Source organism: bacterium, assembly GCA_016702305.1.
Lineage (GTDB): Bacteria > Electryoneota > RPQS01 > RPQS01 > RPQS01 > JABWCQ01.
Genome location: JADJEH010000001.1, coordinates 258,458 through 282,982, shown reverse-complemented (window position 1 = coordinate 282,982; position 24,525 = coordinate 258,458). Strand labels below are relative to the sequence as shown.

At 57.8% G+C, this 24,525-nt stretch carries 25 protein-coding genes and 2 tRNA genes; 2 read left to right on the top strand and 25 right to left on the bottom strand.

Annotated elements, in window-relative coordinates; genetic code table 11:
• Positions 1-131: 131 nt before the first annotated feature.
• Positions 132-221 (bottom strand) — tRNA-Ser (locus IPH10_01100).
• Positions 222-260: 39 nt separating this feature from the next.
• A tRNA-Ser gene (locus IPH10_01095) sits at positions 261-345 on the bottom strand.
• Positions 346-461: 116 nt separating this feature from the next.
• On the opposite strand from IPH10_01095, the gene IPH10_01090 reads away from it, so the two are divergent.
• Entirely contained in the window at positions 462-1,451 is a 990-nt protein-coding gene (locus IPH10_01090) for an LptF/LptG family permease (protein ID MBK6909525.1), read from the top strand.
• A gap of 210 nt (positions 1,452-1,661) precedes the next feature.
• On the opposite strand, the gene IPH10_01085 is transcribed toward IPH10_01090, so the two are convergent.
• Positions 1,662-2,579: a hypothetical protein gene (locus IPH10_01085; GenBank protein ID MBK6909524.1), complete on the bottom strand. Its 918-nt coding sequence runs from the start codon at positions 2,577-2,579 to the stop codon at positions 1,662-1,664.
• Positions 2,580-2,641: 62 nt separating this feature from the next.
• Here IPH10_01085 and IPH10_01080 point away from each other — a divergent pair, with 62 nt between their 5' ends.
• Positions 2,642-2,989 (top strand): hypothetical protein, encoded by a 348-nt coding sequence (locus IPH10_01080; GenBank protein MBK6909523.1) that lies wholly within the window; start codon positions 2,642-2,644, stop codon positions 2,987-2,989.
• Here IPH10_01080 and IPH10_01075 read toward each other — a convergent pair.
• The 22 genes from IPH10_01075 to IPH10_00970 all read right to left on the bottom strand — a co-directional run bounded on the left by IPH10_01075 (position 2,964) and on the right by IPH10_00970 (position 24,497).
• Complete coding sequence (locus IPH10_01075; GenBank protein MBK6909522.1) at positions 2,964-4,784, bottom strand: PBP1A family penicillin-binding protein; 1,821 nt, start codon at positions 4,782-4,784, stop codon at positions 2,964-2,966. The genes IPH10_01080 and IPH10_01075 overlap by 26 nt on opposite strands.
• The gene (locus tag IPH10_01070) at positions 4,718-5,023 is read right to left on the bottom strand and encodes a hypothetical protein (protein ID MBK6909521.1); all 306 of its coding nucleotides are present in this window, start codon (positions 5,021-5,023) and stop codon (positions 4,718-4,720) included. The genes IPH10_01075 and IPH10_01070 overlap by 67 nt, the downstream gene beginning before the upstream one ends.
• Positions 5,024-5,056: 33 nt before the next feature.
• Positions 5,057-5,725, bottom strand: a complete 669-nt coding sequence (locus IPH10_01065; protein ID MBK6909520.1) for a UDP-2,3-diacylglucosamine diphosphatase — start codon at positions 5,723-5,725, stop codon at positions 5,057-5,059.
• A 1,317-nt stretch (positions 5,726-7,042) separates the two neighbouring features.
• Positions 7,043-7,642 (bottom strand): phosphatase PAP2 family protein, encoded by a 600-nt coding sequence (locus IPH10_01060; protein MBK6909519.1) that lies wholly within the window; start codon positions 7,640-7,642, stop codon positions 7,043-7,045.
• Positions 7,643-7,680: 38 nt separating this feature from the next.
• The gene (locus IPH10_01055; GenBank protein MBK6909518.1) at positions 7,681-7,815 is read right to left on the bottom strand and encodes a hypothetical protein; all 135 of its coding nucleotides are present in this window, start codon (positions 7,813-7,815) and stop codon (positions 7,681-7,683) included.
• Entirely contained in the window at positions 7,800-8,246 is a 447-nt protein-coding gene (locus IPH10_01050; protein ID MBK6909517.1) for a hypothetical protein, read from the bottom strand. Before IPH10_01050 ends, IPH10_01055 begins: the two co-directional genes overlap by 16 nt.
• On the bottom strand, positions 8,204-9,157 hold the full coding sequence (locus IPH10_01045; GenBank protein MBK6909516.1) for a PAS domain-containing protein: 954 nt from the start codon (positions 9,155-9,157) through the stop codon (positions 8,204-8,206). The genes IPH10_01050 and IPH10_01045 overlap by 43 nt, the downstream gene beginning before the upstream one ends.
• Positions 9,097-9,630: a response regulator gene (locus IPH10_01040; GenBank protein MBK6909515.1), complete on the bottom strand. Its 534-nt coding sequence runs from the start codon at positions 9,628-9,630 to the stop codon at positions 9,097-9,099. The genes IPH10_01045 and IPH10_01040 overlap by 61 nt, the downstream gene beginning before the upstream one ends.
• Positions 9,631-9,681: 51 nt before the next feature.
• A complete protein-coding gene (locus tag IPH10_01035; protein ID MBK6909514.1) occupies positions 9,682-10,047 on the bottom strand; it encodes a response regulator in 366 nt (121 codons plus the stop codon).
• Between the two features lie 74 nt (positions 10,048-10,121).
• The gene (locus tag IPH10_01030; protein ID MBK6909513.1) at positions 10,122-12,449 is read right to left on the bottom strand and encodes a response regulator; all 2,328 of its coding nucleotides are present in this window, start codon (positions 12,447-12,449) and stop codon (positions 10,122-10,124) included.
• Positions 12,450-12,622: 173 nt separating this feature from the next.
• Positions 12,623-12,928: a flagellar biosynthesis anti-sigma factor FlgM gene (locus tag IPH10_01025; protein ID MBK6909512.1), complete on the bottom strand. Its 306-nt coding sequence runs from the start codon at positions 12,926-12,928 to the stop codon at positions 12,623-12,625.
• 66 nt (positions 12,929-12,994) lie between these two features.
• Positions 12,995-13,414, bottom strand: coding sequence for a flagellar export chaperone FliS (gene fliS, locus IPH10_01020; GenBank protein MBK6909511.1), 420 nt, complete (start codon positions 13,412-13,414; stop codon positions 12,995-12,997).
• 1 nt (position 13,415) lies between these two features.
• Positions 13,416-15,329 (bottom strand): flagellar filament capping protein FliD, encoded by a 1,914-nt coding sequence (gene fliD, locus IPH10_01015; protein MBK6909510.1) that lies wholly within the window; start codon positions 15,327-15,329, stop codon positions 13,416-13,418.
• A 110-nt stretch (positions 15,330-15,439) separates the two neighbouring features.
• Positions 15,440-16,339, bottom strand: a complete 900-nt coding sequence (locus IPH10_01010) for a flagellin (GenBank protein ID MBK6909509.1) — start codon at positions 16,337-16,339, stop codon at positions 15,440-15,442.
• Between the two features lie 143 nt (positions 16,340-16,482).
• Positions 16,483-18,234, bottom strand: coding sequence for an asparagine synthase (glutamine-hydrolyzing) (asnB, locus tag IPH10_01005; GenBank protein MBK6909508.1), 1,752 nt, complete (start codon positions 18,232-18,234; stop codon positions 16,483-16,485).
• 2 nt (positions 18,235-18,236) lie between these two features.
• Positions 18,237-18,602, bottom strand: coding sequence for a hypothetical protein (locus tag IPH10_01000; GenBank protein ID MBK6909507.1), 366 nt, complete (start codon positions 18,600-18,602; stop codon positions 18,237-18,239).
• A 6-nt stretch (positions 18,603-18,608) separates the two neighbouring features.
• A complete protein-coding gene (locus tag IPH10_00995) occupies positions 18,609-19,508 on the bottom strand; it encodes a flagellin (protein ID MBK6909506.1) in 900 nt (299 codons plus the stop codon).
• A gap of 28 nt (positions 19,509-19,536) precedes the next feature.
• Positions 19,537-19,911: a MerR family transcriptional regulator gene (locus IPH10_00990; GenBank protein ID MBK6909505.1), complete on the bottom strand. Its 375-nt coding sequence runs from the start codon at positions 19,909-19,911 to the stop codon at positions 19,537-19,539.
• Positions 19,912-19,975: 64 nt separating this feature from the next.
• Positions 19,976-20,611 carry a hypothetical protein gene (locus tag IPH10_00985; protein MBK6909504.1) on the bottom strand — a complete coding sequence of 212 codons (636 nt, stop codon included), beginning with the start codon at positions 20,609-20,611 and terminating at the stop codon, positions 19,976-19,978.
• Positions 20,608-22,161, bottom strand: coding sequence for a glycosyltransferase family 9 protein (locus IPH10_00980; protein ID MBK6909503.1), 1,554 nt, complete (start codon positions 22,159-22,161; stop codon positions 20,608-20,610). The genes IPH10_00985 and IPH10_00980 overlap by 4 nt, the downstream gene beginning before the upstream one ends.
• A complete protein-coding gene (locus IPH10_00975; GenBank protein ID MBK6909502.1) occupies positions 22,158-23,480 on the bottom strand; it encodes a glycosyltransferase in 1,323 nt (440 codons plus the stop codon). Before IPH10_00975 ends, IPH10_00980 begins: the two co-directional genes overlap by 4 nt.
• Positions 23,481-23,483: 3 nt before the next feature.
• On the bottom strand, positions 23,484-24,497 hold the full coding sequence (locus tag IPH10_00970) for a DUF115 domain-containing protein (GenBank protein ID MBK6909501.1): 1,014 nt from the start codon (positions 24,495-24,497) through the stop codon (positions 23,484-23,486).
• Between the last annotated feature and the right edge of the window lie 28 nt (positions 24,498-24,525).

Genomic DNA, 24,525 nt, shown 5'->3' with positions numbered 1-24,525 from the left:
TTCAACGCGTTCATCCGGCGTCTTCGACAACCAATACCTAAGTTCAGCTTGTCTTCATCTTACTCGCCGACCTTCAGTTTGCGGATTGCTGTCTTGTCAATTCTGTCCATAAGTCCCTCGGACTTACTTTGCGGAGAAGGGGGGATTCGAACCCCCGGTACGGGTTTACCCCATACAACGGTTTAGCAAACCGCCGCCTTAAGCCACTCGGCCACCTCTCCGGGGTCGCGCGCTACGTAACACGCAAAAACAAAATCTTGCGGAGGACGGGAGACTCCGAACTCCCAAGGGCTTTCGCCCGGCGGTTTTCAAGACCGCTGCCTTACCAATTAGGTCTAGTCCTCCCGGGCGGAGGGCCGTCCGTCCCCGAAACAGAGAGTATATCCCATTTCGGGGAAAAAAGCAAGCGGGTAGGTGTGGGAAATGTTGTTCAATTTTATTAACTTGCGGCAGGAAACTGGTTGACCATGACTCTCTTCCGCTACCTTACCCGGGAGTTCATCCCGCCCTTTTTCTTCAGCCTGTCGCTGATCGTCTTTCTGTTTGCCCTCAATCTGGTGTTCACCATGCTGGGCCGGATCGTGGGCAAGGGTCTGCCGGTCTGGACGGTGGTTGAGTTTTTTGGGCTGAATTTGGCTTGGATGCTGGCGCTGGCCGTTCCGATGGCAGTGCTGGTGGCCGTGCTATCGGCGTATGGGCGGCTGTCCTCAGATAACGAGGTGACGGCGTTGCGCTCGTCCTGGGTGGGGCCCTGGCAGATGATCACTCCGGCCGTGCTATTTGGGTTACTCTCGGCGGCGGGGCTGGCGCACTTCAACAATAATATCTTGCCGGACCTTAACTACCGTTCCCGGCAGCTGCAATCGGATATCAAGCGCCTCAAACCTGCGATGGTGCTGGAGCCGGGCGTGTTTCTCTCGGACATTCCGGGGCACGTGCTTTATGCCCGCGATGTTGACAATGAGACCTCAGTGATTCACGACGTGATGGTCTATCAGGACGACGATCCCCGGTTTGGCGGGACGGTCATCGCGGACTCCGGCAAGCTGAAATACGAAGAGTGGTTTGAGGGCTTCGAGTTTACGCTTCAGAATGGCGAGATTCTGCGTTCAGATCGATCTCGGCCTGGTGAACATCACCGCATCGAGTTTCAGAGCGCAGTCTTCCGAATTCACGCGGCGGACATGTCGCTGCGGCGGACGACAAGTGAATGGCGCGGCGACCGCGAGATGGACGTCGCCCAATTGCGCGAACGCATCGCGAACTATCGCGCCAACGACGTCGAGAAGAATGCGAAGAATATCTTGCGGTTACAAAGTCGAAATCCACAAGAAATTCTCGATCCCGGCCGCATGCCTGATCTTCGCGGCGCTCGGCGGCCTGTTAGGCCAACTGGTGCGCCCGCAGCGGCATCGGCGTCTCGGCGGGCTATAGTATGGCCTTCTTCCTGATCTACTGGGTGTTTTGATCGCCGGTGAAGACCTGGCGGACCGCGGCACAGTGAGTCCGGCCGCGGCAATGTGGGCCCCGAATGTCCTGTTCACGCTGGTAGCAATATACCTGTGGTGGCGGCAGCGGCGATCCGGGCACGGACTGTTTGGCTAAACGAAAGAGACCGCGCGCAGCGGTCTCTTCTCGTTAGTCTATGGACGATCCTCAGCTTAACCGACGGCAATGACGAGGCGCGAAAGATTGAACTTCGAGGGTTTTTCAAGCACCACGGTGGCGGTGCTTCGATCGGGCGAGAGCTCTACGCGATAGTCTTTGTCTTCGTCGAAGTAGCGCGGGAAGACGAGGATCTTCTCAACCTTGCTCAAACCCAGCGAAGCGGCGTTGACGACGATCCGGGTATCGCGGCGCAGGTCAAGAGAACCGGTGTGGGCGACGGCTTCAATATCGCCGGTGTTCCACTTACCGAGGGTCGGTTTGCGAATCGCACCGACGCGTTCGAGATCGCGAAAGGTGCCGACGTGGTATTTCAGCGAATTGAGTTCGCGCGACAGGCTGTCATTGTTAGCCGCCATTTTGGTGACCTGGTCCATCATCGCGGTGCGTTCCTCTTCAAGCGAGCGAATCTGCTGCTGCAATTCGGACTTACGCGCTTCCAGGTCGTCCACTTCCGATTGTTTCTGATTCCGTTCTTGAATCAGCGTTTGGCGCTCCGCGTCAATCTTGCGCTTTGTTGCCCGCGTGAGTTCATTGGGCGTAATCCGCGCCTGACCTTGCGTGACAAACGTCCCGAAGACGCCTTCGCCATAGTAGTTCCAGACTTCAAAACCGGGCAGCAGTTCGGGGACGAGCGCCTCTTTTTCAATCAGCGCCAAGGCGTCGGTTTCGTTCATACCGATTTCGTCGGTCAGGAACTTCAGACTGATAGCCAAATGGGTATCGCCCTTCTGCGCGACGATTGGCGGCCGCAGACGCGAGCGGACCTCGCCTAACTCGGTGCGCAATTTATCGAGGTCTTTGGTAACGTCAATCACCTCTTGCAGGAGTCCGCGGTAGGATAGGTCCTGCTCCTGCGCGACACGGTTGGCCAAGAGGCGCGACTGTTCCTCGGTGAGTCCCATCGCGGACATGCCCGTTGTATCAATCCGTTACCCGGATGCGACTTGTTATAGCGTCCGACGAGGTCGGAGATTTGACCTTCGCGTTCGGAGATTTGTGTATTGATCTTCTCGACGCGATTCACCAGTTCCTGAAACGATCGGACTTCAGCGGGTTCCATGCGCGAGAAGAAGTGAAAGCCGAGCATCGCGAGCACGATCACGACGACGGCGATCGTTGCCCAGAGCGCAACGCCGCCGCGCTGCGCACAGTTTGGATTGTTCATGGCGTCATTCTCCCAGTTTTTTGGATATTCATCATTGGCGTTAAAAGAGGCTTTGTTTACGTCCGCGCGGTGAGCGGAAGGAACCGTGGAGCGAACAGGACCCGGCAATTCATTGCCGCGCGCGAAAAATTCAGTGCGCACGTCGGTGCACCCTGACGTGGCCAGTCCACCGGATTCCACGCAGATTTCGGCCGTCACCACGCCGCGCGGCGTCTTGAAATTCACTTGGCGGATACTGCATGGTTTCGTAGGCTGCTTTCATGAACTCGGCCCAGATCGGCAGGGCGGCTTTGCCGCCTTCCTGCCCGCGCCCAAGCGACTTGGACGGGTCATCGAGTCCGACCCACACACCGGCCAGCAAGTCGGGTGTGAAGCCGATGAACCATGCGTCGGTATTGTCGTTGGTCGTCCCCGTTTTGCCGGCGGTGGGCTCGCGGAACTCGTATTTTGATCGCAGCGACGCCGCCGTGCCGTGATCACTCACGGAGCGCATCAGGCTTTGCACGAGGAACGCCGTCTGCTCGGACATCACGACTTTGCGTTCGTTGTGGAACTGTTCGATCGTCTGGCCATATTGATCATCGAGCCCTGTGACGGCGATCGGTTTGGACCAGACGCCCAGCGTGTAGAACACCTGATAGGCACCGACAATGTCGAGGGGAATCACACCGGACGCGCCGAGCGCCAGAGCATCGTAAGGATCCAACTTAGTTGTAATACCGCAGTTGCGCGCGAGGGTAGCGACGTCGCGCGGAGTGGTGTGCTCGCGGATCAGGCGCACGCTAACAACGTTTAACGACTTGGCCAGCGCCTGCCGCAGGTCCACCATGCCACCGTACTCGTCAGAGAAATTCTTGGGCGCCCACAGATCTCCGTTCTCGAGTGTGACCACGAGTTCTTCATTGGAAATCTTCGCCGAGACCGGCAACCCCTTGTCAATGGCCGACGCGTAGACGAACGGTTTGAAGCTCGAACCGGGCTGGCGGATGGCCTGGGTTGCACGATTGAATTTCGTGACTTCGAAATCGTGGCCGCCAATCATGGCCAGGATGTGGCCGTTATTGGGGTCAAGCGCCACGAAGGCCAACTCAACGGGCATCTCGGACTGCGCCAGGGAGTCGGCGAGCCGCTTGTTGTTGGCGAGTTTGCGGATGCTCGCCGTCGTCGAATCGGGATAGAGCTCTTTCAACCGCAATTTCAATTGCGAGTTATTGTAGATTCCGCTGACCTTATCCTGCAGCTCCGGCAGTATTTTGGCCACGGCGCGTTCCGCGCAGGCTTGCAGGCGCGCGTCGAGCGTCGTGTAGACGGTCAGTCCGTCCTGATAGGGGTCGAAATTGTGGCGTTTGCCGAGCTGATTCAGCTCCTGCCGGACGTTTTCCGTGAAATAGGGCGCGATGCCTTCGTACGCGCTTTCCAAGGACGGATGGAGCGGCAGAGGCGTCTGTTCCAAGCTGTCGCGCTCGGCTTCTGTGATAAAGCCTACGGCCTCCATGCGGCTGAACACCAGATTTCGCCGCACGAGCGTATTCTGAGGATTCTGCAGCGGATTGTAACGCGTGGGTGATTTGGGGATCGCCGCCAGCGTGGCCGCCTCGTTCACCCCGAGCTCATTAACGCTCTTGGAGAAGTATGTGGCCGCCGCTGCGCCGACGCCATAGGCGCCCGCACCGAAATAGGTCTGCGTCAGATACATCTCCAGGATTTCATCCTTGGAGTAGTAGCGTTCGATTTCAATGGCGGTCAGCAGCTCGCACAGCTTGCGAGTTAGTTTTCGCTGCGGTCCGAAGTAGAGATTTTTGGCAAGCTGCTGCGTGATTGTGGAAGCGCCGCGCGGATGCAGATCCAGCGTGACCACAGCCTTGAGCACGGCCGTCGCCAGCGCTACCGGGCGCATGCCCCAATGCTCATAGAATTTGTGATCCTCGGTCGCCAGAAAAGCCTGAAGCACAACGGGCGGAACGTCTTTAGCGGCACGTAACTGCGACGCTGCGTGTACAGCTCTTTGATAACCTGCCCGTTGCGATCGAGGATTTTGGTGGCCAGCGCAGGATTAATATTCGCGAGCTCTTCCACCGACGGCAGACCGGAACGCAGATAGGCGACATAGGCCCACAATCCGATAACCAAACCGACGCCAACGGCAAGCGCAATCCAAAGAGCACGGCGCGATGCTGGCGGTGAGCTCACCGGCCCACCCCTGCTCCGGCCACTGCCGTAGCGTCAGCGTCTGACCGTCGTGCACGGCATAGCTGTAGTGGTAAATCCAGTCGCCCAGATTGACGTAGGTTCCGCCATTGTGTTCAATCTGCATTGGACGATGTGCATGTCCGAGGATGACGCCTTGGAAGCCGTTATCGAGTTTGTGTTTAGCGAAGGCAATGTAGTCAGCGTCTTCGGCCGGGTTACCTTTGGTGGCATTGCGGCTCTGTTTAGAGGTACCTCGCGCAAGCAACATGCCGAGATCTGGATGCAGCCACAGAAAAGCCGTTGCGCCAAGCGATTGCGCAGGATGCGTTTCAACAGACGATAGCCGTAATCTGAACGCAAAACGCCGTCGCCGTGAAACACGAAGATGCTTTGTCGGGCAATCTGCAAAGTCAGGGCGTCCTGAATGGTCCGCAGGCCGATCTCCTGTTCGAGAAAGCCGCGCAGGCGAAAATCGTGATTCCCTGCCAGCAAATAGACTGGGGTTCCCGATTCCGTAGCTTCCTGCAGGGTCCGGAGAATGCGGAAGAAGCGCTTGGGGATGACCGTTTTCCACTCGTACCAGAAATCGAACAAGTCACCGTTGATCACGAGCGAGCCGCCCTCTCGCTGCGCACATGGTGAATCAGCTCGATCATGCGCGTGAGTTGCTGCGTCGCGATTGGCTCTGGGTTCTGCGCCCAAATGAGCGTCCGAGGACAAAGTAGACAGGCGGGCTCAGCGTTGCCGCGACGGTAGGAACAGTCAGCATAGAAAAAGTAATATACAAACAGTTATAGGGTTAGGCAAATCATATCCGCGAGATTCGTCTCGCAAACTCTTGTTTCCTCAGGTTTCGGGGAGACAACCCCGTTAGCCGAACTTGAGACTTGACATTCCCTTGCCGGAGTGGTAATATGCTACCAGCCGGAACTACGCAGAAATCATGTACATCCCCAGTTTTGCAATATTTTGGGCAACTTACCGCCGGACGCTGATTGGCCTCCGGGGCCGTGGTGTTGTTCACTATTGTCGGCCTTTGGCCGGCTGGGACAAGACTTTGGTCGCCGCCGTGGCAACGCTTGTTGGACTTCTGACACAAGCCTTTGCGGGCGTTCTGGGATTGTTGGCGCTGATTCCGTGGCTTGGGCCTCTCTCGTGAAAGCCCTCTCCATTCCGGTCATCTGGCTGGTCAACGGTGCAGGCTATTTTGTGTCGGTGGTTCTGGCGGGCCGGGGACATGGAACCAGTCGTTCAGTCACGCATATTGACCGTGGTCCTTATCGTCGGAATTGTAATCGGCTTCATTCTGGGTAAACTTATTGGTTAGCACGAGGCTTGTGGCCAGGTTGTTCGGCCCTGGGTTTGCGACAGGTAGTACGATGCCTCGGGTTCTAGCCAGCGAAACCTGCCAAGAATTTCAAATTGTTATTTTATATTGTTATAGATATGTTTCATGCCCGGGCTGGACAATCAGGAATTGGCCCGGCGGTTGACTCAGCCGTGGGTTCGTTATTATTGACGAATCGAAAAGCCTCGAAGGATGCACATGCTGAAGCGATGGTTCGCAACATTGATTGTCTTGGCAGCCCTCGCCCCGGCCACGTGGGCGGGCGTGGAGGTGTTGACCTTGGAACGTCTACAGTCTGGGTGATCACGCCCGGCTGGAGTGGCGCACTGGGCAGGAGATTGACTTCCAGAAGTTCGTCGTCGAGCGCTCTGCAGACGGCACAAATTTCATTCCGGTCGGCCAGATTGACGCCCGTGGATCGTTCTCAGAGTATGCCTATACGGATGAGAGTCCGCTGGATGTTGAGCGCGAACGGATGTTTTTCTACCGATTGAAGCTCTTGAACGACGACGGCACTTTCACCTTCTCCCAGTCGCTGGAAGTTTCGCTAAATTTCTCGGCGGTCCAGCAGACGTGGGGATCCATCAAGGCGATGTTCCGCTAAACAGATATTCTGGTCAGGAAAGCCCTGCTTCATGGCGAAGCAGGGCTTTTGTTAGCAGTTATTCGGCCTACTCATCGGGCAGAATCCAGACGCGCATCGGCCAGGCAATCAGCAGCGCGACGAAGATACCCAGCAGATACCCGGCCGCAACGTCAGTCGGGTAGTGATAACCGAGGTAGACACGGCTATAACCCACGACGAGCGCACTAATGATCAGCACGGGGCTAATCTGGGGATAGAAGTAGCTCCAGTAGATAGCCTGCCCGGCCATGTTAGCGGCATGATTGGACGGAAAGCTGAAGGACGATTTGTACGTTGTCAAAGCGAACTTGTCCGTGTAGATCCACCGTTCCTTATCCTCGTCATAGTAATGCGTCTGCGGAATGACGTTACACGGTCGAATCCGCTGGACGGCGGGTTTGATGACCGTAGCAGCCAGTTGATCGGTGGCGGCCACAACGAGGAAACAGCAAAGCGCAACGATGCGGCCGCGGCGCTTGGTGCGAAAGAAGAAGATGACCCACACTAAGCCGAGCGGGATCATCCACAATCGCATATCGGAAAGCGCAGGCATGATCGCATCGAAGAACGAGCTCGTGAAGAGCTGGTTCACCATGCCAAATACCGCGCGATCCCATTGTTCAAACCAAGAGAGTTGAGCAGTCACGAGACCTCCTGTGCAACGACTTAGCTATTCATCCGTATTCAGCGTCGTTCCGGTGTTAGCTCGGCTTCCATGTCTACGGGCAGGAGCAGTCGGAAGACGCTGCCCATACCGGGTGTAGACTCGACTTCAATATCACCGCCATGTGCACGGACAATGTTCAGGCAGATGGACAGACCGAGTCCTGTGCCGCGCGACGCGCCTTTGTCGTATAGAACGGTTCAAAGATGTGCTGAACGACTTCAGCGGCCATTCCGCCGCCGCGATCTTCCACTTCAACCGCCAGCCACTTGTCGTCGCTGGTGCTCACCGCGCGCAGGTCAATCACTCGCCGGTCGGCAGCATTGTGCCCCGAGGCCGCGGCATCGAGCACGGCGTCGCGGGCATTGACCAGCAGATTAATCAGCACCTGCCTGATTTGATTGCGGTCGCCGCGGAACGTGGCGGCGTCAGGCGGCACGTTGACACGAATCTCGATATCATCCTGGCCGATTTGCGCCCCGACAAGTGTCATCGCGCCCTGGGCCACGTCGGCGAGCGTCAGCCGCTTGAACGTCGTGGTGTCTACATGGGTGAACCCGCGCAGATGGTTGATGGTCGTGGACATACGGTCCACCGTTGCACGAATCTTTCGAGATTGTTCTCGAGCAGGTCGTCAGTCAACTTGCCATTTCTGCGCAGGAGTTTGATCAAGTCCGCCGTAATGCCGATGACATTTAGCGGCTGTTTCATCTCATGCGCGATCGAGCCGACCATTTCGCCGAGCGACGCGAGGCGCGCGGTGTGTATCAATTGCGCGTTCTTCGTTTTCAGTTCCCGCGACCGTTGACGCACGATATCTTCGAGGTACGCATTGTAGTGCTGCAAAGTGGATTCGAGCTGTTTCTGCTCGGTCACGTCCATGCCGACGATTAACCGGCCATGCCGTCCGGGTCCTTCGCGAAAACGGCGGGCGCTCCACGTGAGCAACCGCGAACTATTCTCCGGTCCCATGATGGGGGCAATTCGCGCGGTCACTTCATGCTCCCACGCGGGATCAAATACCTCCGCCAACGGCGCGTTGCGATCACGATAGTACTCGCTGATCTGCTGGGCGGCCTCCTCCATGCGCATGCCGGTGACTTGCTCGGCGAAATCGTTCCAGCGCTCAAGTCGGCCGTCGGGATTGACATAGGCAATGAGCACATCAGCCGTATCCAACAGGCGGTCGCTAAACTCAATTTCTTCGGACAAAAAGCGCGTCCGTTCGGCGACGCGTGCTTCAATATCCTCAGTGACCGCGAGCAGGTCGCGCTGGATCTGGCGCAGGCTGGAGATATCAGTTAGGAGCAATACAACTTGCTGTCCGTCGGGATCCAGCGGCAGTTTTTGAATCTGAACCGAGAATTCGCCGCGTGGGATCACCACAGGTCCGCCGAGATCGTGTTCAAACAGCTTGCGCAATTCGAGCATTCCGGTCACCTGCCAGAGCTTCTGCCCGGTGATGACCGTCTGGCCCGCACCCAACAGTTTGGCCACGTCGGGGGCCACCGACAGAACTGTTCCGTCATTGAGCAGAGCACGGCGCGGCTGCGCAGCTTACCCAATGCCTCTTTCCCGATGGCCGCGAGTTTATCGAGCCGGGAGCGGTAGAAGCAGCGTTCCACCACGTTCAAGAGCGTTGCCGAATCCACCGGTTTGGGCAGGAAGTCGGCTGCTCCATGCTTCAACGCGCGCAACGCCAAGTTGCGTTGCGCGAAGGCGGTGACCAGAATCACATGAACCGTGGGGTCGGCCAGCCGGGTCTTGGCCAGAAGTTCGATGCCGTCCATGCCGGGCAAGCGGACATCGGTCAGCAAGACGCGGATTTCGCGGCGGCGGTGCAGCAGCGCCAGAGCGGCCGCCCCATCGCCGGCCTGATGCACGGCAAAGCCATGCTCGGAGAGCACAGTCGCCAACGCCTCGCGGGCCGCGGCGTCATCATCAACAATTAGAATTTCTCGGTCAAGCATAGTGCGATAGCAAGATAGCCCAGCCGACCAAGAAAGTCAAGCGTCCCGCTGTTACAGGTACTTCTTGACCAGACCGTCTATGGCCTCGAGCGAGAACGGTTTTTCGAGGAACCCGTCAGCGCGAGCCGTTTTGTCCGCGAAGAAGCGGCGGAAGTGGGCGAAGCCGGTGATGAAGATCACGGGCAAGTCGGGGTTAATGCGCTTGACGGCGCGCAGGAGCTGGAAGCCGTTCATCAGCGGCATATGAATGTCGGTGATGATCATGTCGGGCGCATCGGCGATGATCATTTCCAGGGCTTTCTGGCCGTTAGGCGCGCCGATGCCTTCGTAGCCCGAGAACTTCAAGAAGTTGATCAGGAGATCGCGGATCACTTCGTCGTCGTCCACCACCAGAACTTTTTTCTTCAGAGATTCCATTGAGACCTCGCGGCATTTCTATGGCTAATTTGCAGATTCGCTTGTGAGTTGTGAGTTGGACAGGTCCAGCATGGTCACCCCTCAATGGAGTAGTTCTTCACGATGGGGTCCGAGATCAGTTTCAATTTGTTCATGATGCCCTTGATCTTGTGCACCTGCTGTTGGATGACTTCAAGAGCCTGTTTGTCCTGCGCATCGGCGGCGGCGAATTTCAATTCGAGGAATTGGGCGTAGCCGAGAATGATGCCGAGCGGCGTATTGATATGGTCATTCGCGGTCACCGCGGTTTGGGTAATGGCGCGCAGTCGGGCCGACTTGATCCGTTCGTTTTCGAGCGCTTTGATCGGAGTGACATCGCGTTCAATGACCGAGAAGCCAAGGACTTCGCCACTCTCGTCCTTGATCAGGGTGTACGTCGCGGAAACCGGGAAGACTTCGCCGTTCTTGCGCTGCCGCTCAACTTCGGGATCCGTCATGGAACCGCGCTGTTGGAGGAGGCGCACGACGCTCGGTGACTTACGGGTGAATCCGGGCGGATCGAGGTAGTCATCCACATTCTTGCCGATGATTTCCTCTGCTTCATACCCGTAGACGCGTTCGGCTCCTTTATTCCACAGTTTGACGACTCCGGTCGGGTCGCAGGTGAAGATTGCTTCATGAGAATGCGTGATGACCAACTCAAGATAGTCGCTGACCGACTTTAGCTTAATCAGGTGCGTTTCAAATTCCTGATGCATGCTACGGAAGTTGTACTTCACGCGCGCATCGCCGCATGCCGAGACCACGCGGGCAGGATCACAGGGCAGGATCAGATAGTCATCCACACCGTGCTGCATCAGCTCCAACAGGACATCGGGTTCAGCGCGGTGCAGCATGGCGATCACGACAGGCCGGTCGTAGGCGGAACCGCTCAGCACATCCGGCAGCACGGTATGTCCGCTCAGCGGAACGTCCACGAAGAGCACTTGCGGCAGGCGCGCTGGCCAGGCGGTCGTCGCTTCCTGCATTGAGCGCGCGCGTTCGGTGCGCCATCCGTCCAATTCGAGCGCGGTGAGCAGCGTGTGACCTAAGCTGTCGTCAGCCGTGACCATTTGCACATCGCCTTTGTGCGTCAGCAGTTGGCGGTCTTTGGGCGAGGTAAGCAGCCTGTGCAGCGCCAGCTCGACGGTACGCGGCAGAAGACCGATCTCTTCAGGCAGTTTTAAGAAGGCGTAGGCCTGCGCTTTGCGCGCGACGTGCTCGGCGACAACGTCACGATACGAGGTCCCGACTAAAACGACGGGAACCTGATCCGTACCGCTATGCAGCGGCAGTTTCAGCAATCGGCAGAGGCGGAACCCGTCCAAGTCGGGCAGATTTACATCCGCGATGACCACGGCGGGCATGCGCGTCTCGATCATGCGAACCGCATCGTTTCCATTGGCCGCGAATTGGGCTTCGACGCCCTCAACGCTGTGGAGCGTGTGTTTGATCAGTGCCCGCACGCCTTCATCCGGCACGGCGATCAACACGGTCGCCAGTCCGCCGGCGCGGGGCGGACTGGGGACTCGCAGGGGTGACGATTCAAGCTCATTGCTCTTGGACGATTCGATTATGCCAGACGACGGTGACCGTCGAGGATTCTTAGCGAAGGACACCTTATCGGCGAGCGCCGCGGCCAATTGCAGTCCGCTGAGCTTGCCGTGGGGCGGTGCGAAGCGGCATTGCCGCATGACGGTGTTCCCGTCGAAGCCGCTGCCACTGTCCCAGATTTTCAGAGTGGTTTCTCCGCCGTCGCTGTTGAGCGTCACGCCATAGCGGGCGGCAGGATCACCGTGTGTTCCATGTTCGACGGCATTGTCCATCAATTCAGCGGCGAGGAGCGGCAAGCGGCGGTAGGCCACATCACGGTTTTCTGTTGATTCTGCGGCCACGGCGATTAAGCGCGCCAGATCCGCAGGTACCGGTTTGTGGTCACCGGGAAACTCGAGCTGCAATTCGTTGGACACATATCCGGCACCGGCCTCGTGGCGCAGGGATTCAGACAGCCGCAGACTCAGGTCAATCAGCTCGGCGATATCCGACAGCGAGTACGGTTTGCAGAGCACGTTCCAGGCGCCGAGTGTTAGCGACTTCTGCATGATACCGGGATCGCCCAAGCCGGTCATAAGGCAGATGATCGCCTCCGGTGCGATTTCATTTAGCGGTCGAATCAGGTCAATGCCGTTCCGACCCGGCATCATCATGTCCACCAGAATGAGGTCCGGGTTGGCGCTCTGACACGTATCTTCGGCCCGCGCCGAGTTGGTCTCAATCGTCACGGTGCAACCGACGACTTCGAGAGCCGCACCGAGCACGCTGGAGACATCCTGGTCATCGTCAATGATCAGGACATGCGGCGAAGGTAGGGGGTTGATCAACAAGTTGACGTATCCAAACGTGTCAATACACTTTGATTCACTTGTAATTGGGCAACATTCGTACCACGAAAAGTGCCTCGGTCAGGCAGACCAGAGGCACTTTGACAAAGCAAGCCGGGAAGCATGGAAATCCGGCTCCTTGGCGCATCTCGCGGGAGCCGGTCAGGGCAATTCGGTTACTGATGAAAATCTAACAGACCCTCAGCAGTCAGGTCTGCCGCCCGGGGTGTCAGGTATTGCCCAGTCGCGAGCCGTTCCCGAATTTCGGCCAACCGTTCCGGGGTCAGGGGCTCCAGCCGGGCGGCGGAGCGGGCCGTATCCAGCGCAGCCTGCGTAACCTTTTGTTCTGACGACAGTTCAAACTGGTCGCCGGCGAGATTGACCGCACGTTCCGGGAGTTTCGGGGCCTTTTCGGCGTTGGTTTCCTTGGCATCCGGTCCCAAATTGGGAAGTCCGTATGGCCTTGGGGATTCAATTCTCATGGGCAGCGATCCGGGTTGAAATGTTATAGCAGAGATTTCAGCAACTGTTGTGCCACTGGCGCTGGCTTATCGGGCGAGCGCGGCAAATTCGGCCGTGGGGAGTGCGCCTTGTGCCTTGAGGCGCTCGAACAGCTCGGCCCAGCCGGTGCGAATCTGGGCCAGGGCATCGGCGACCTGATGCAACTGGGAGATGTCGCGCTTGGCGTTTCCGATAGTCAGTTTGGTGGACAGGAAGCTGTAGGTGTTATCGAGCTGGCGCACGATTTCTGAACTTTCGCTCAGGTTAAGCGTCTTGCGCAACTCACCGATGCACTCGATCGCCGACTCAATGGCCTGGCCCTTTTCGGTCCAGCGGTTGTGATGCATATGGTCGGCGGCTTCACGTGTGTAACGAATGGCGCCATCGCAAAGCATGAGGACTAACTGCGGGGTGCTGCACGCCGCATCCATGACGCGATAGGTAGAAAAATTCGGAGCGACTTTCATGTTATCCCAGAACTCCCGCAAGGTAATTGCTTTGGTTTCTCATTCTTGAGAGCAGCGTTTCGAGATTAGAATACTGACGGCGCAGTTGATCTTCGGTCGTCTTGAGACGGCGTTCCCAAGAAACGATTTGGCGATCGAGATTCTCGTTTTGCGTTTCCAGATTCTGCTGCGCGTAGTGAACTGTGCCCGTGTCTTCGTCGGTGATGGCGCTCGCGGCGGTGGCCACAAGCTCGGTGATGCCCTTGCCCAGGCGGAACGATGTATTGACACTGCCGGCGATGCCCGTTCCCGGCGGTGTGAAACTCAGAGTTAATCCTTCTACGGCCGTGTCGGCGGCGCCGCGAATCAGGAAGCCATCAATGGTCGCGGCCTGTCCGTTTATCGTTGCGGAGGTCGGGACGCCGTTCGCGCCATAGTTGACGACGAGCGAGTAGTTTCCGCCCCGCGTGACTTCATTGCTCGAGACAAGTCCGATCTTGTTGTCACCTGCTTCAAATGACTGCGTGAAAAGGTTCACGACCTCGTCGAAACGATCATCGAGGGCCGCGCTTAGATCAGCTTCGTCAATTGTCAACAGTCCGCGGCTGGAAGAAAGAATCCCGACATCGGCGAGATGCGTCAGCTCCTGATCCGTGGGCAGAACGGCGGCCTGCTGCGCGACGACAGCAGACAGTTCGCTTCGAATGGATGCCAGAAATCCGTCGCCCAGGAGCGGTGCCGCGGCCTCGTTTTCCTCGTCGTACGCGGAATATGTCGAGATGTCCTGCATGACCGAATTGTAGGCGTCCACAAAGCCGCGGATCTTGTTCTTCATCGCTTCTTTGTCGTCGTCCACGGCTACGGTCACCTCGTTGCCGACATCGGCGGCCAGCAGATTGAGCGTCACGCCGTCGAGGAAGTTCTCGATAGTATTACTCGACTGCGAGACGTAGATGCCGTCTATGCGCACGTTGGCATTCTGCGCATCGGTCAGCGTCGGGACAAACACGTCGGTTGAGAAGCTGTCGCCGGTGACCAGCGTGCCCGCGCCAAAGGTCATGGTCACGCCGTTGGCGACCGTGACGGGGGTTCCCACGTCGCCGCTGTTGACGGTCAGCGTTCCGGAGTTGCCGGCGCTGTCCGTCCACGCCAGTTGGATACCGTTGGTAGTGCCGACTGTGCCGCCGTTCGTGACGGTGAAGACGAAGCTCTTGTTGACGGTGCCGCTGTAGGATCCGCCGGATGTCAATGTGGATGTCCCGCTCCACCCCGATCCGGTTTCGGCGGCGTCAATCACCTTGCCCGTGAAATTGAGCGTCGTCGGATTAGACGAGAGTGAAATGCGATGATCGAGCCCCGGATCGTTGGCAGTCAGGACAAGCCGATAACGTCCGCTGGAGGAACCATCATCGAGAATCGAAGCGGTCAACAGGTTGTCGTTGTCGCCCGAGTTGTTGATGAGGTTTTTGAGCTGTTCGAGCGTGGTGGCCGAAGAGAGATCGGCGTCGGCGATTGTGATGGTCTCGTCACCGATTTGGATGACCAGGTCTCCACCACTATCACCGACGCCGACGCTATTCTTGTCATTGAAGCCTTGAGCCGCAATGCTGTGAGCCTTCGCCAGTGCAAGCACTTCGACGGTATGCGAGCCGCGCGCGGCGCTTGACGATGCTTGGACCGTGACCACGGACGAATCGGAGGAGGAAGCCGATTTGACCACAAATTCGGATCGTCTGTCAAGATTCTGCGCTGCACCTTGCAGCCCGGAGATCTTGCCTTGGATCTGCGCCCACAGATTGAGCTTTGTTTCGTTGTCGCTCTTGCGTTCCTCGTAGAGGGCCAGTCGGCGCCTCTCGATCTGCATGAGTTGCTGGATTGTGCTGTCCCAGTCGATACCGGACACCAATCCCGAAACGGTGGTTGATGGCTGTGACACTGTTTCTCCTTATCGTACTGGACGGAGTTCCTGTTACGGAAGGGCCTCCGTCCGGTCAACCGCGCTCACGGGCGCGGTTGACCAAGACGATAAGGGGAGACTTCTTCCGATTAGCCGACGAGCTGGGCGACGATGTTCGGCAGCGAATTGGCCGTGCCGAGCATGGAGACGCCCGTCTGCATCAGGATCTGAGCGCGCGTGAAGTTAGACATTTCCTCGGCGAAGTCGGCGTCGCGGATTTGCGATTCCGAAGCCGTGGCGTTTTCACGCGAGATCTTCAGGTTAAGAATCGTGTTCTGCAAGCGCTCGACCATCGAACCGATGAACGTGCGCTCGGTATCCTTCGAGTTGATCGCCGAGATCAGGGTGTCAATCGCGCTTTGCGCGGACGCCGTGTCCGAAACGTTCAGCCCGGTGATACCCAGGTCTTCGGCGGTAACGCCACCGAGATTGACGTAATAGAAGTCAATACCGGTTTCATTATTCTCGCCAATATGGAACTTGATGCTCGAACCATCGGCGGCCGTCGAGACGGCGTTGTAACCGAGGGCCTGCGTCGTGTCCGTGCTGGCGGTAGCGGCGGACCGCGATCCGTCGAGCAGGTAGTACCCGTTATAGTTGGCGGCCTTCGCGATACGATCGGCCTCCGACTTCAGCTGCTGGAACTCGACGTTGGCGACCTGGCGATCCAGCGTGGTGAGGATACCGTTGGCAGCCTGCACCGCGATGGCGCGCATACGCACCAATTTTTCGTCAATGACCGCCAGCGCGCCTTCGGCCGTCTGCAGCATGTTGACATTATACGTGGCGTTCTTCTCCGCTTCGACCATACCTGTGATCGAAGAGCGAAGCCGCTCGCTAATGCCTAGACCCGTGGGATCGTCCCACGCGTAGTTGATGCGCAGACCGCTCGACAGTCGCTGTACGGACTGGTCCAAGTCGTTCTGTGATGCCCACACCGAGCGTTGTGCACTCAGGGACAACAAGTTGTGGTTGATACGTGTACTCATGCCTTCCTCCTCCGAGGGAGCTTGTCTGGAAAAGTTACCGTTAAGCTCAAAGTGAATTATTGGCACCCGTTATGGGCGCGGTTCACCAGAATTATCGGCGACCCAATCCTGAACTTAAATTCCCCTCGGTATTGAGGTTAGGGTCAATTAATCTCGTTGACCCGGCAGAGTTCACACCACATTCCCAAAGAACAAATGAGCCAAGTTCTATGAAACACTTGGTTTCTAAAATCCTCGTTCAAGAGCCGCTCGAGTGATTCTTGATCGAATAGTTGAGCGATCAGCGGCTGTTGCAACGCGCGCTTCAAGACACTCTGACCCACGCTGGACGAGAACAGCAGAGGTAGCGAGGCATGGAAAGCGCGTTTCGGCCTCCGCAAACAGCTCTCACTCAACAGACCCACCCCGGCTTTTCGCAGGATCGGTTTCTCGAGTCCGAACTGTGGACGCAGGTCGTGTGCGCTTAGTGACAGGGCGAACTGGACGACGTCAGGATCGGTGAACGGGACCCGCCCTTCAATCGAGCCGGCCATGGACGCGCCATCCAAGCGCATTAAGAGGTGGGGGAAGTGATCCGCGAGCAGCAGGGCGCGCGGCGCCTGCTCAAGCGGCACGCCCTCAAGCTGTGCGCCCAGCGCGGCGTGATCCGTGTACTGCAGCGATTCGAGGTCATCAACACTCCGCAAACTGTTGCGCAGATCATCGGCGCTGAACCACGTGGTGGCAGCGCGAAATGCGGACGGCATGTCCGCCTGCGGATGCGCGGATTGACGGAGACGCGCAAGCAGTCGTTGATAGCCGCTGAACAGTTCATCAGCCCCCTCCCCGCTGAGGACGGCTTTGACCTCGCGACTGGCGACCTGCGCCAGACGGTAGATAAGCACTTCATTGGGCAATGACACAGGCAAACCACGCTGGACAGTGAGGTCGCGCATGCCTGTGAAGAAATCTTCTATTGAGACGATCGCGGCGCGGTGCGTACTGCCGATCTGCTCGGCCACACGCTGCGCGTGCTGTAGGTCGTCGGTATCGCCCGCGAGGGCCACGGCAAATGTGTGAATAGGTGCAGCGTTCTGGCGCGCGTAGAGCGCGGCCAAAAGCGAGCTATCGAGGCCGCCGGACAAAAAGACGCCGATGGGAAAGTCGGCCCGCGCTTGACGATAGACGGCTTCACCCAGCAGATAGAGCAGTTTTGCAGGGTTGGCCGAGTCATCACCGGATTCATGGTGAGTGAGCATGCGCGGCGCCCACGTGTCCTGCCGGATGCTGTTGGTCGTAAGCGTTGTGGTCGAGCCCGGCGGGGCGAGCTGGATGTTTCGCCAAACCGTGCTGCCATTCGACGCAACCTGCGATGTTTGCAAGAAATGCAGGACTACGGCGCGCGCGGCACTTTGTCTTCCCGTTAGCTCTATAACCGCCGCCGGTTCGCTCGCGGCGGCAACGCTGGTACCACTGACGGAGAAGTAGGCAGGCTTAATGCCAAAGCGGTCGCGGATAATTTCGAGGGCACGGCCATCCGCGGAGAGGAGCATGACCGCGAACATCCCGTCCAGGCGCTCCCAGGCAGCGTTGTCATAGCGGGTCACGGCCTCGGCGAGAATCTCCGTATCACTGTGATTGGCTGGGGTCCATCCGTTTAGCTGCAGTAGTTGACGCAGTTTCTCGTCATTGTAGATTTCACCGACGAACGCCAAAGTGCGGCCATCAGCCAAGCGCAGCGGCTGTGCTCCGCCTGCGAAATCGCGCAACGACAATCGGCAGTGACCGAGTGCGCCGCTGCCACTGATTATGACTCCGGAACCGTCCGGGCCGCGTGATTCCAAGAGTTTCAGCGCGGCACGAACGGCCGGTTCGACGGATTGCTCATCCCGTAGGATGGCTGCGGAGCCGCACATCGTTATCCGGTCCGTTGGACGTGTGATTTTGCGGAGGGACTTTGGCCATAGCCGCTGAAAGCCGCCCGGCGCTTGCCAATACCGCTCAATCGGCGGCTGAGAAATTCAAGCTCGCCGCTGAGTTGCCAGATCATGTATTTATCGCTCGCTTGAAATGCTTTGAGCTCGCGTTTGACTTCCGGGCTCAGGGCCGCAGCGCTCAGCATGCTGTCAAGCAGCTGCTGGCGCTGGTCGAGCAGTTCACCCGCCGCCTCGGTATCGCGGCGTTCGACCGCCTCCCATAGAGCGGCGGAGATCCGCCTGAATTGCTCAGGCAGATCTACGCCGTTTGGAGAAGAGGTAATAGGCTGTTCTGTCTTTTCAATCATGCGTCATTAGCCAACCAATTGGGCGACGATATTCGGGATCTGGTTTGACTGGCCCAGCATGGAGACGCCGGTCTGCATCAAGATTTGCGCGCGGGTGAAGTTGGACATTTCGGCGGCGAAGTCTGCATCGCGGATCTGGGATTCCGAAGCGGTGGCATTTTCACGCTGGATCTTGAGATTCAGAATCGTGTTCTGCAGCCGCGAGACCATGGCGCCGAGGAACGTACGGGTGGTGTCCTTCGAATTGATCGCGTCAATCAGCGATTCAATGGCGCTCTGCGCCGTAGCGGTATTCGACACATCCAAACCTGCTACACCAAGATCCGATGCCGTCATGCCGGCGATATTAATGTAGTAGAAATCCAGACCCGTCTCGTTGTTCTCGCCGATGTGGAACTTGATCGAAGACGCTTCGGCGGATGTGGTCACGGCGTTGTAGCCGAGGGCGAGCGTCGGGTCGGTGCTGAGCGTCGAAGCTTGGCGCGAGCCGTCGAGCAGATAGAATCCGTTATAGTTTGCCGAGCGGGCAATTCGGTCCATTTCGCTCTTGAGCTGCTGAAACTCCACGTTCGCGACTTGACGGTCAAGCGTGGTTAGCACGCCGTTGGCCGCCTGAATAGCGATGGCGCGCATCCGGATAAGCTTCTCATCAATGACGGCCAGCGCGCCTTCAGCGGTCTGCATCATGTTGATGTTGTAGCTTGCGTTCTTTTCAGCTTCGACCATACCGCCGATGGCGGAGCGCAGGCGTTCGCTGATGCCGAGTCCGGTGGGGTCATCCCACGCGTAGTTGATACGGAGACCGCTGGACAGCCGCTGTACCGCGGAGTCGAGGTCATTCTGCGCCGTCCAGACCGAGCGCTGGCCCGATAGCGACAGAAGGTTGTGATTGATACGAGTGCTCATGTTACTCCCGAGATATTAGGTTTCCCCGCTAATCGCGGGACAGTTTCTTTAACAGATAGTCGGACATCGCGCGGGCCAATTCGGCCATGGGATCGTTGCTGACAGGTCGTTCCGTGTCAACCTTGCGCAGCAGTTCGAGTTTGCGCTTGGCGCCTTCCAGGGTGTAACCCTGGACTTTCACAAGATAGTTGATCTTCTCCAGATCGGCGATCGCCTTGTCGTCATAGCGTCGCTGGTTGCCAGTGGTCCGGGCCGGTTCAAGATAGCTTTCGAACTCCTTCTCCCAGTAGCGGATCGTCGGTTTGGGAATGCCGGTGATGGCGTGAACCTGTCCGATCGAATAGAGTTTGGGGGCCCTGGCAGATCGAGTACGCGGCACCGTTAGGATCTCATCGTGTTTCATCTCAAGTACTCCGATTGATACGTTTTCCTTACACTCAGGTTATCGGAATACCCGACGGAGAACTTTAATTTGCTTCATGGGTCCGTTCCGCACCGCAGTTGACCGGGTTAGCTACCATCTGGGCCATGCAGTCCTGGCAGTTGCGCAAAGCCGAAGGCAAGCGATATTCGAGCTCGTCTGCCAGAGCGGTATAGTCACCGGCCGTCTGCGCCGCGAGCACGCGATCAAGAACGGGCATCAGGGCTGTGCCGGCCTTATTGAAACTGGCGTAGTAAGTCGAACGCTCTTTGCCCTTCTGCATGGCCAGTGCGGCCCCCTTCAACGACAGCATCACACGATCCAGCGTATCCGCCAGCCGTTGATTGGCGTTGCATTCGTCGCCGATTCGAAAACTGGTTGCCAATTCCGGCAATTCGGTCGCAACTTGTTGTTGAATTTGCAGGGAATCCTTGAGGATTTGTTCGGTTACTGCCGAAGATTCCTGCACCATCAGGTCCAGCGTTGCGACGCGGGTCACGGGCGTTGCCAATTGGCGTTTGCGGCGAAAGCCGTTTTCAACCGGCGTTCCGTCAATACTTGCGGCTAACAGAATTTTGCCGCCGAGATGAATCTCTTGTTGAACTTCGGCGAGCACCTGACCGACCAGCAGGTCACCGGTAGCTTCCTTCGATAGTTCCAAACCGTTAAGGCGAATCTTCATGCTACCCCCTCGAGGGATGGAGTGTTGCGATATGTCATGTTAATCATTTCACTGTTGGCTTTGTCAAGCGCGTCGGCCGCCATACTGCAAGCGGAATACAGCGCGGCCAACGCATCGGCCTGCCGCGCCACGTCACCCTGAACGCTTGAACGGGCGATTTGCAGGAACTGCGCGACGTGATGCAGGGCGGGCTGGCGCAGGAGTCGCTCTTGTAGTTTTCGTTCAGCCGCGGACAAAGCGTTGGCGCGCGCTTGCAGCGTCGCAACAGACGATGCCGCCCTGCTTACGCGCTGCGCCTGCTGCGCGCAGTCCGAAAATAGACGAGCGATTTCGCCCTCAACGCTGGCGTTCAACGACGCTTCACCGCCGATGGCCTGGGACCAGAAACGCCGCAGTCTGCGTTGCCATGATTCATAAGCGCGATGCGTACCGACCACCGGCGCAAGCATCAACCCGGGAACGTTCCTATCTTCACGCGTTTCATAGATCGTGTACTCGCGAGTCGGCAACGCGATGGGCTCGCCGAACATCCGCAGTTCAAGCGCGGCAAGCACAGCCGTAACCGGTACGACTTCCGCGGGCGCCGACGTCACCGACTTGCTCGGAATGCGTTTGGTGACATCCGATAGATGGGGCTGCAGTACAAGCGCGTTCAGATCATAGGGCGCCGTCTCAAAGGCATGCGCCGATCCGCCCTCGATCACAACTAATGGCAAGCGCGTCGCCGCCGCAATATGCACCGGACCGGAATCCGCGGACACCATAACATCCGCTTGGCGGCATAGCTCAATCACATCGCGCACCGACGTTCGGCCCGTCAGGTCCTGCAAGCGAGCGTGCGTCGGGAATGGATGATTCGACTCCAAACGCCGCGCGCCGATTAGGGCGATGCTCGCGCCGCGGTCCAGAAGCGCCTTGGCCAAATGAACAAACGACTGCTCCGGCCATTGCTTATCCGATTGAGACGCACCCGCGTGCAGCAGCACTTTCAGACCCTGCCAGTCTCTCCGCACAGCCCGTTGTCCGGGCGCCGAGTCGAGTAGCTGCGGCTTTCGATCAGCGAACTTCGTCTGTGGCGTAATGGCGTTTACGTAGATATCAACAAGATTGAAGGAGCACCATGGCCTCGCCAAATTCGTCGCGAAGAAATACTGCAGCCACGAGTTGTTCACGACTTGATGACCGTCCCGGTCAAGTGTTACGCCAATGGAATCTTCTCCCGCAAGCGCCGCGAGGACCATCGAAGGTCGAGTGTGCGTAACGTTGACAAGCGTCGCGTGCTTTTCACGCACGATTGCATGTGACAGTGCCATATAGTCGGCCACTGGAAGCACACCCGAGCTGCCGTTTAGGGTACCGAGAATCTTCGCGAAGTCCACAACTTGCAGATCATCCGCTGAAGGCAGTTCGGATGCGATATCGACAAAGGATCTCTCCACCAGCAAGGTTATGTGCTCGGCGCGTCCGGCTGCTTTGAGTGCGCGCAGCATCGGCTCGATTTGAATGAGATCGCCGAGCCGGGTGATAGCGATGACCAGTGCCCGCTTCACGCTACAATGACTCCTTTGTCCACTCCCCACTGCCGAAACTCCTTCATGAGAAGGACGATCATCTCGGCACGTGTCATCGAGCGCGTTCCGTTGGGAAGTTTGGAAACCAACGTATCAAGCGCCGCACGCTCGTTGTCAGCAAACTGCGAAAGAAATTCCTGCATATCCGCGTCGCCCCAAGCCGCATCCTTCAGATCGCGCATGGTGTAAAGTGCCGTCGAACGGGCAGCCTTTTGCGGCGACCGATCCACTGTTCCATGATTTGGGAACAACGCCTCGAGCGCGGCTCGCATCCGCTGAACATAAGTATGCTCGCGCAACACACGTTGGCGAGCTCGCTCGGCCATCGCCGAACGCATTCCCTCGTCTTTGGAGAAGCGCTCAAGCGCGCTGACAAGATCTTGAAGCGAACGAACCACGGCAACTTCGCTATCATCAAACAGATCGGCCAATGGCGCTTGGTCGTTTACGAGTTGAAACGCCCCGCAGGCGGCAATCTCAAAGGTGCGCGGATTGACGAAGTCACCGCGCATCAGAAGCTCGTCATTGACCGCACTGTGCAGATTCAGGTTGATTTTGGAAGCGTTGTAAATTAGCGCGGTCTCTTCAGACGTTACCCGGCGGCCATTCTCCTGCAGACGGCTGTTCCACTCTGTCGGCCAGTCATTGCCCCAGATCTTTAGGTCGGGAATGGGCAGACGCTCGAACAGCGCGACACGGTTGGGATATCCTGCGCCAACAAACGACACCGGAGCACCGTACCGCAAGCGATCGGCATCAGCGATTGTGAGCGGTCGATGCAAAGCGGGATTGGCCGCCATCGGCAAGTACACGACTTTTCGCGCGCCATGCTGCCGCAGTGCCTCTGCAGCGTCGCCGACCTGAATAGTATAGACGCAGTCAAAGTCAGCTACGATGTGGCGCCAGTAGTCGAATCGCCGCACATCTTCAACGAACCAGAGCGCGGTGGTAATACCGGCCTCGCGAAGTCGTTGCAATGCAGCAATGGTCACCGGGCTTTGAGCGGTGTACCACACGAGGTCCGCATGCAGGGCAATAGCCGTTTCACACGCGAAGTCCGCCAACAACTCGGCAAGCCGCCCCTTAAGTCGCGGAGCCATGGCACCCACTCCACCGAACAACTCATAAAGCGAGTACGCACTGTCAAAAGGCAGCACATGCACATTGTTTCCCAACTGCTCGAAGGCCGATGCCGCGTGATACGCGATCGGTAGGCTGCCGCCGTAAAGCGGTGTTGGCACAACAATCGTGCGTTGCGGCAGACGCATGTCCATGGAAGTGTGTGTGAGTCGAATCATTGTTTATACAGACGCCTGGATACGTGCTGAGATGCGTGAATGCAAAGCGTTTGAAAAGTCACCTGCTAGCACCGGCTCCATTCCCCGTACCGGCGCAACACCACTTGGAACGACTTGCATGATGCTGCACATGTCGTTTTGCAAGGCCCACTCCTCCGCCGCATGACGCATGACCATGAATTTCGGTGCAGAACGCGCCACATTGGCGCTTTCACGCAACGCACCTGTGGCATACTCGCCATCCGCATCCGACAACTCCATGCCAACCAAAAACAGCTCGCGGTTGGTAAGTTTCAAAGCCAGATCGGCTGCGGCAATTCCGCTCGTTCCGCTGTGCGTATGGAGATCGTCCTCGTCGGCAGCGAAAACCAAGCCACGGTTACATTCGAGAGCTGCGGGATGTGACCAGGGAAAGACCACAAGTCGACTCGCCGGCGAAACAAAATCAAGATCACGTTCTGCCGCGTCACTCGACTCTAACACAACAATCCAATCCGGCTCGATGCCTGCCGACATCAGTGCTGGTACGGCTCCCGACGCAGCGACCAAAAGCAATTTGCTGCGCGCGGCGCACAGCGTCTCTACGCAAGCTGTGAGCGTAGGCCCGGCGCCAACAGCCACGCCAAGTTTTGGTGATTGATGCGCACTCAACTGAATTTTCGGCAGCTTGTGCCACAATAGGAGATTCGCGTCAATGTTACGCTTGATAATTGGCGCGTACTTCTTGCGTGACTGCGTCAGAACATGCTTTTCCGCGATCAACTCGCGAAGCGGCTGCGGTAGATAGGATTGCAGTGCAAGAACGTAAGGTGCGATGATTGTGCGTTTACCGGTACCAACACCAGATGTAGCATCCGCAAGCAATTCAAGGCCGCTGAAGACTTCGCCGGCGTCGCCTGACTGCAACTGCGCAGTTTCGAGATGCAGTGTGAGGTCAGCAAATGGCTCATAGCATTGAATTGACATTCCTCGACTGGCGAGCTCGCGCGCCAAATAGCCAAGGCCAACGCCGATCAAGATGACCGGATCGTCACTGAGGGCCTGA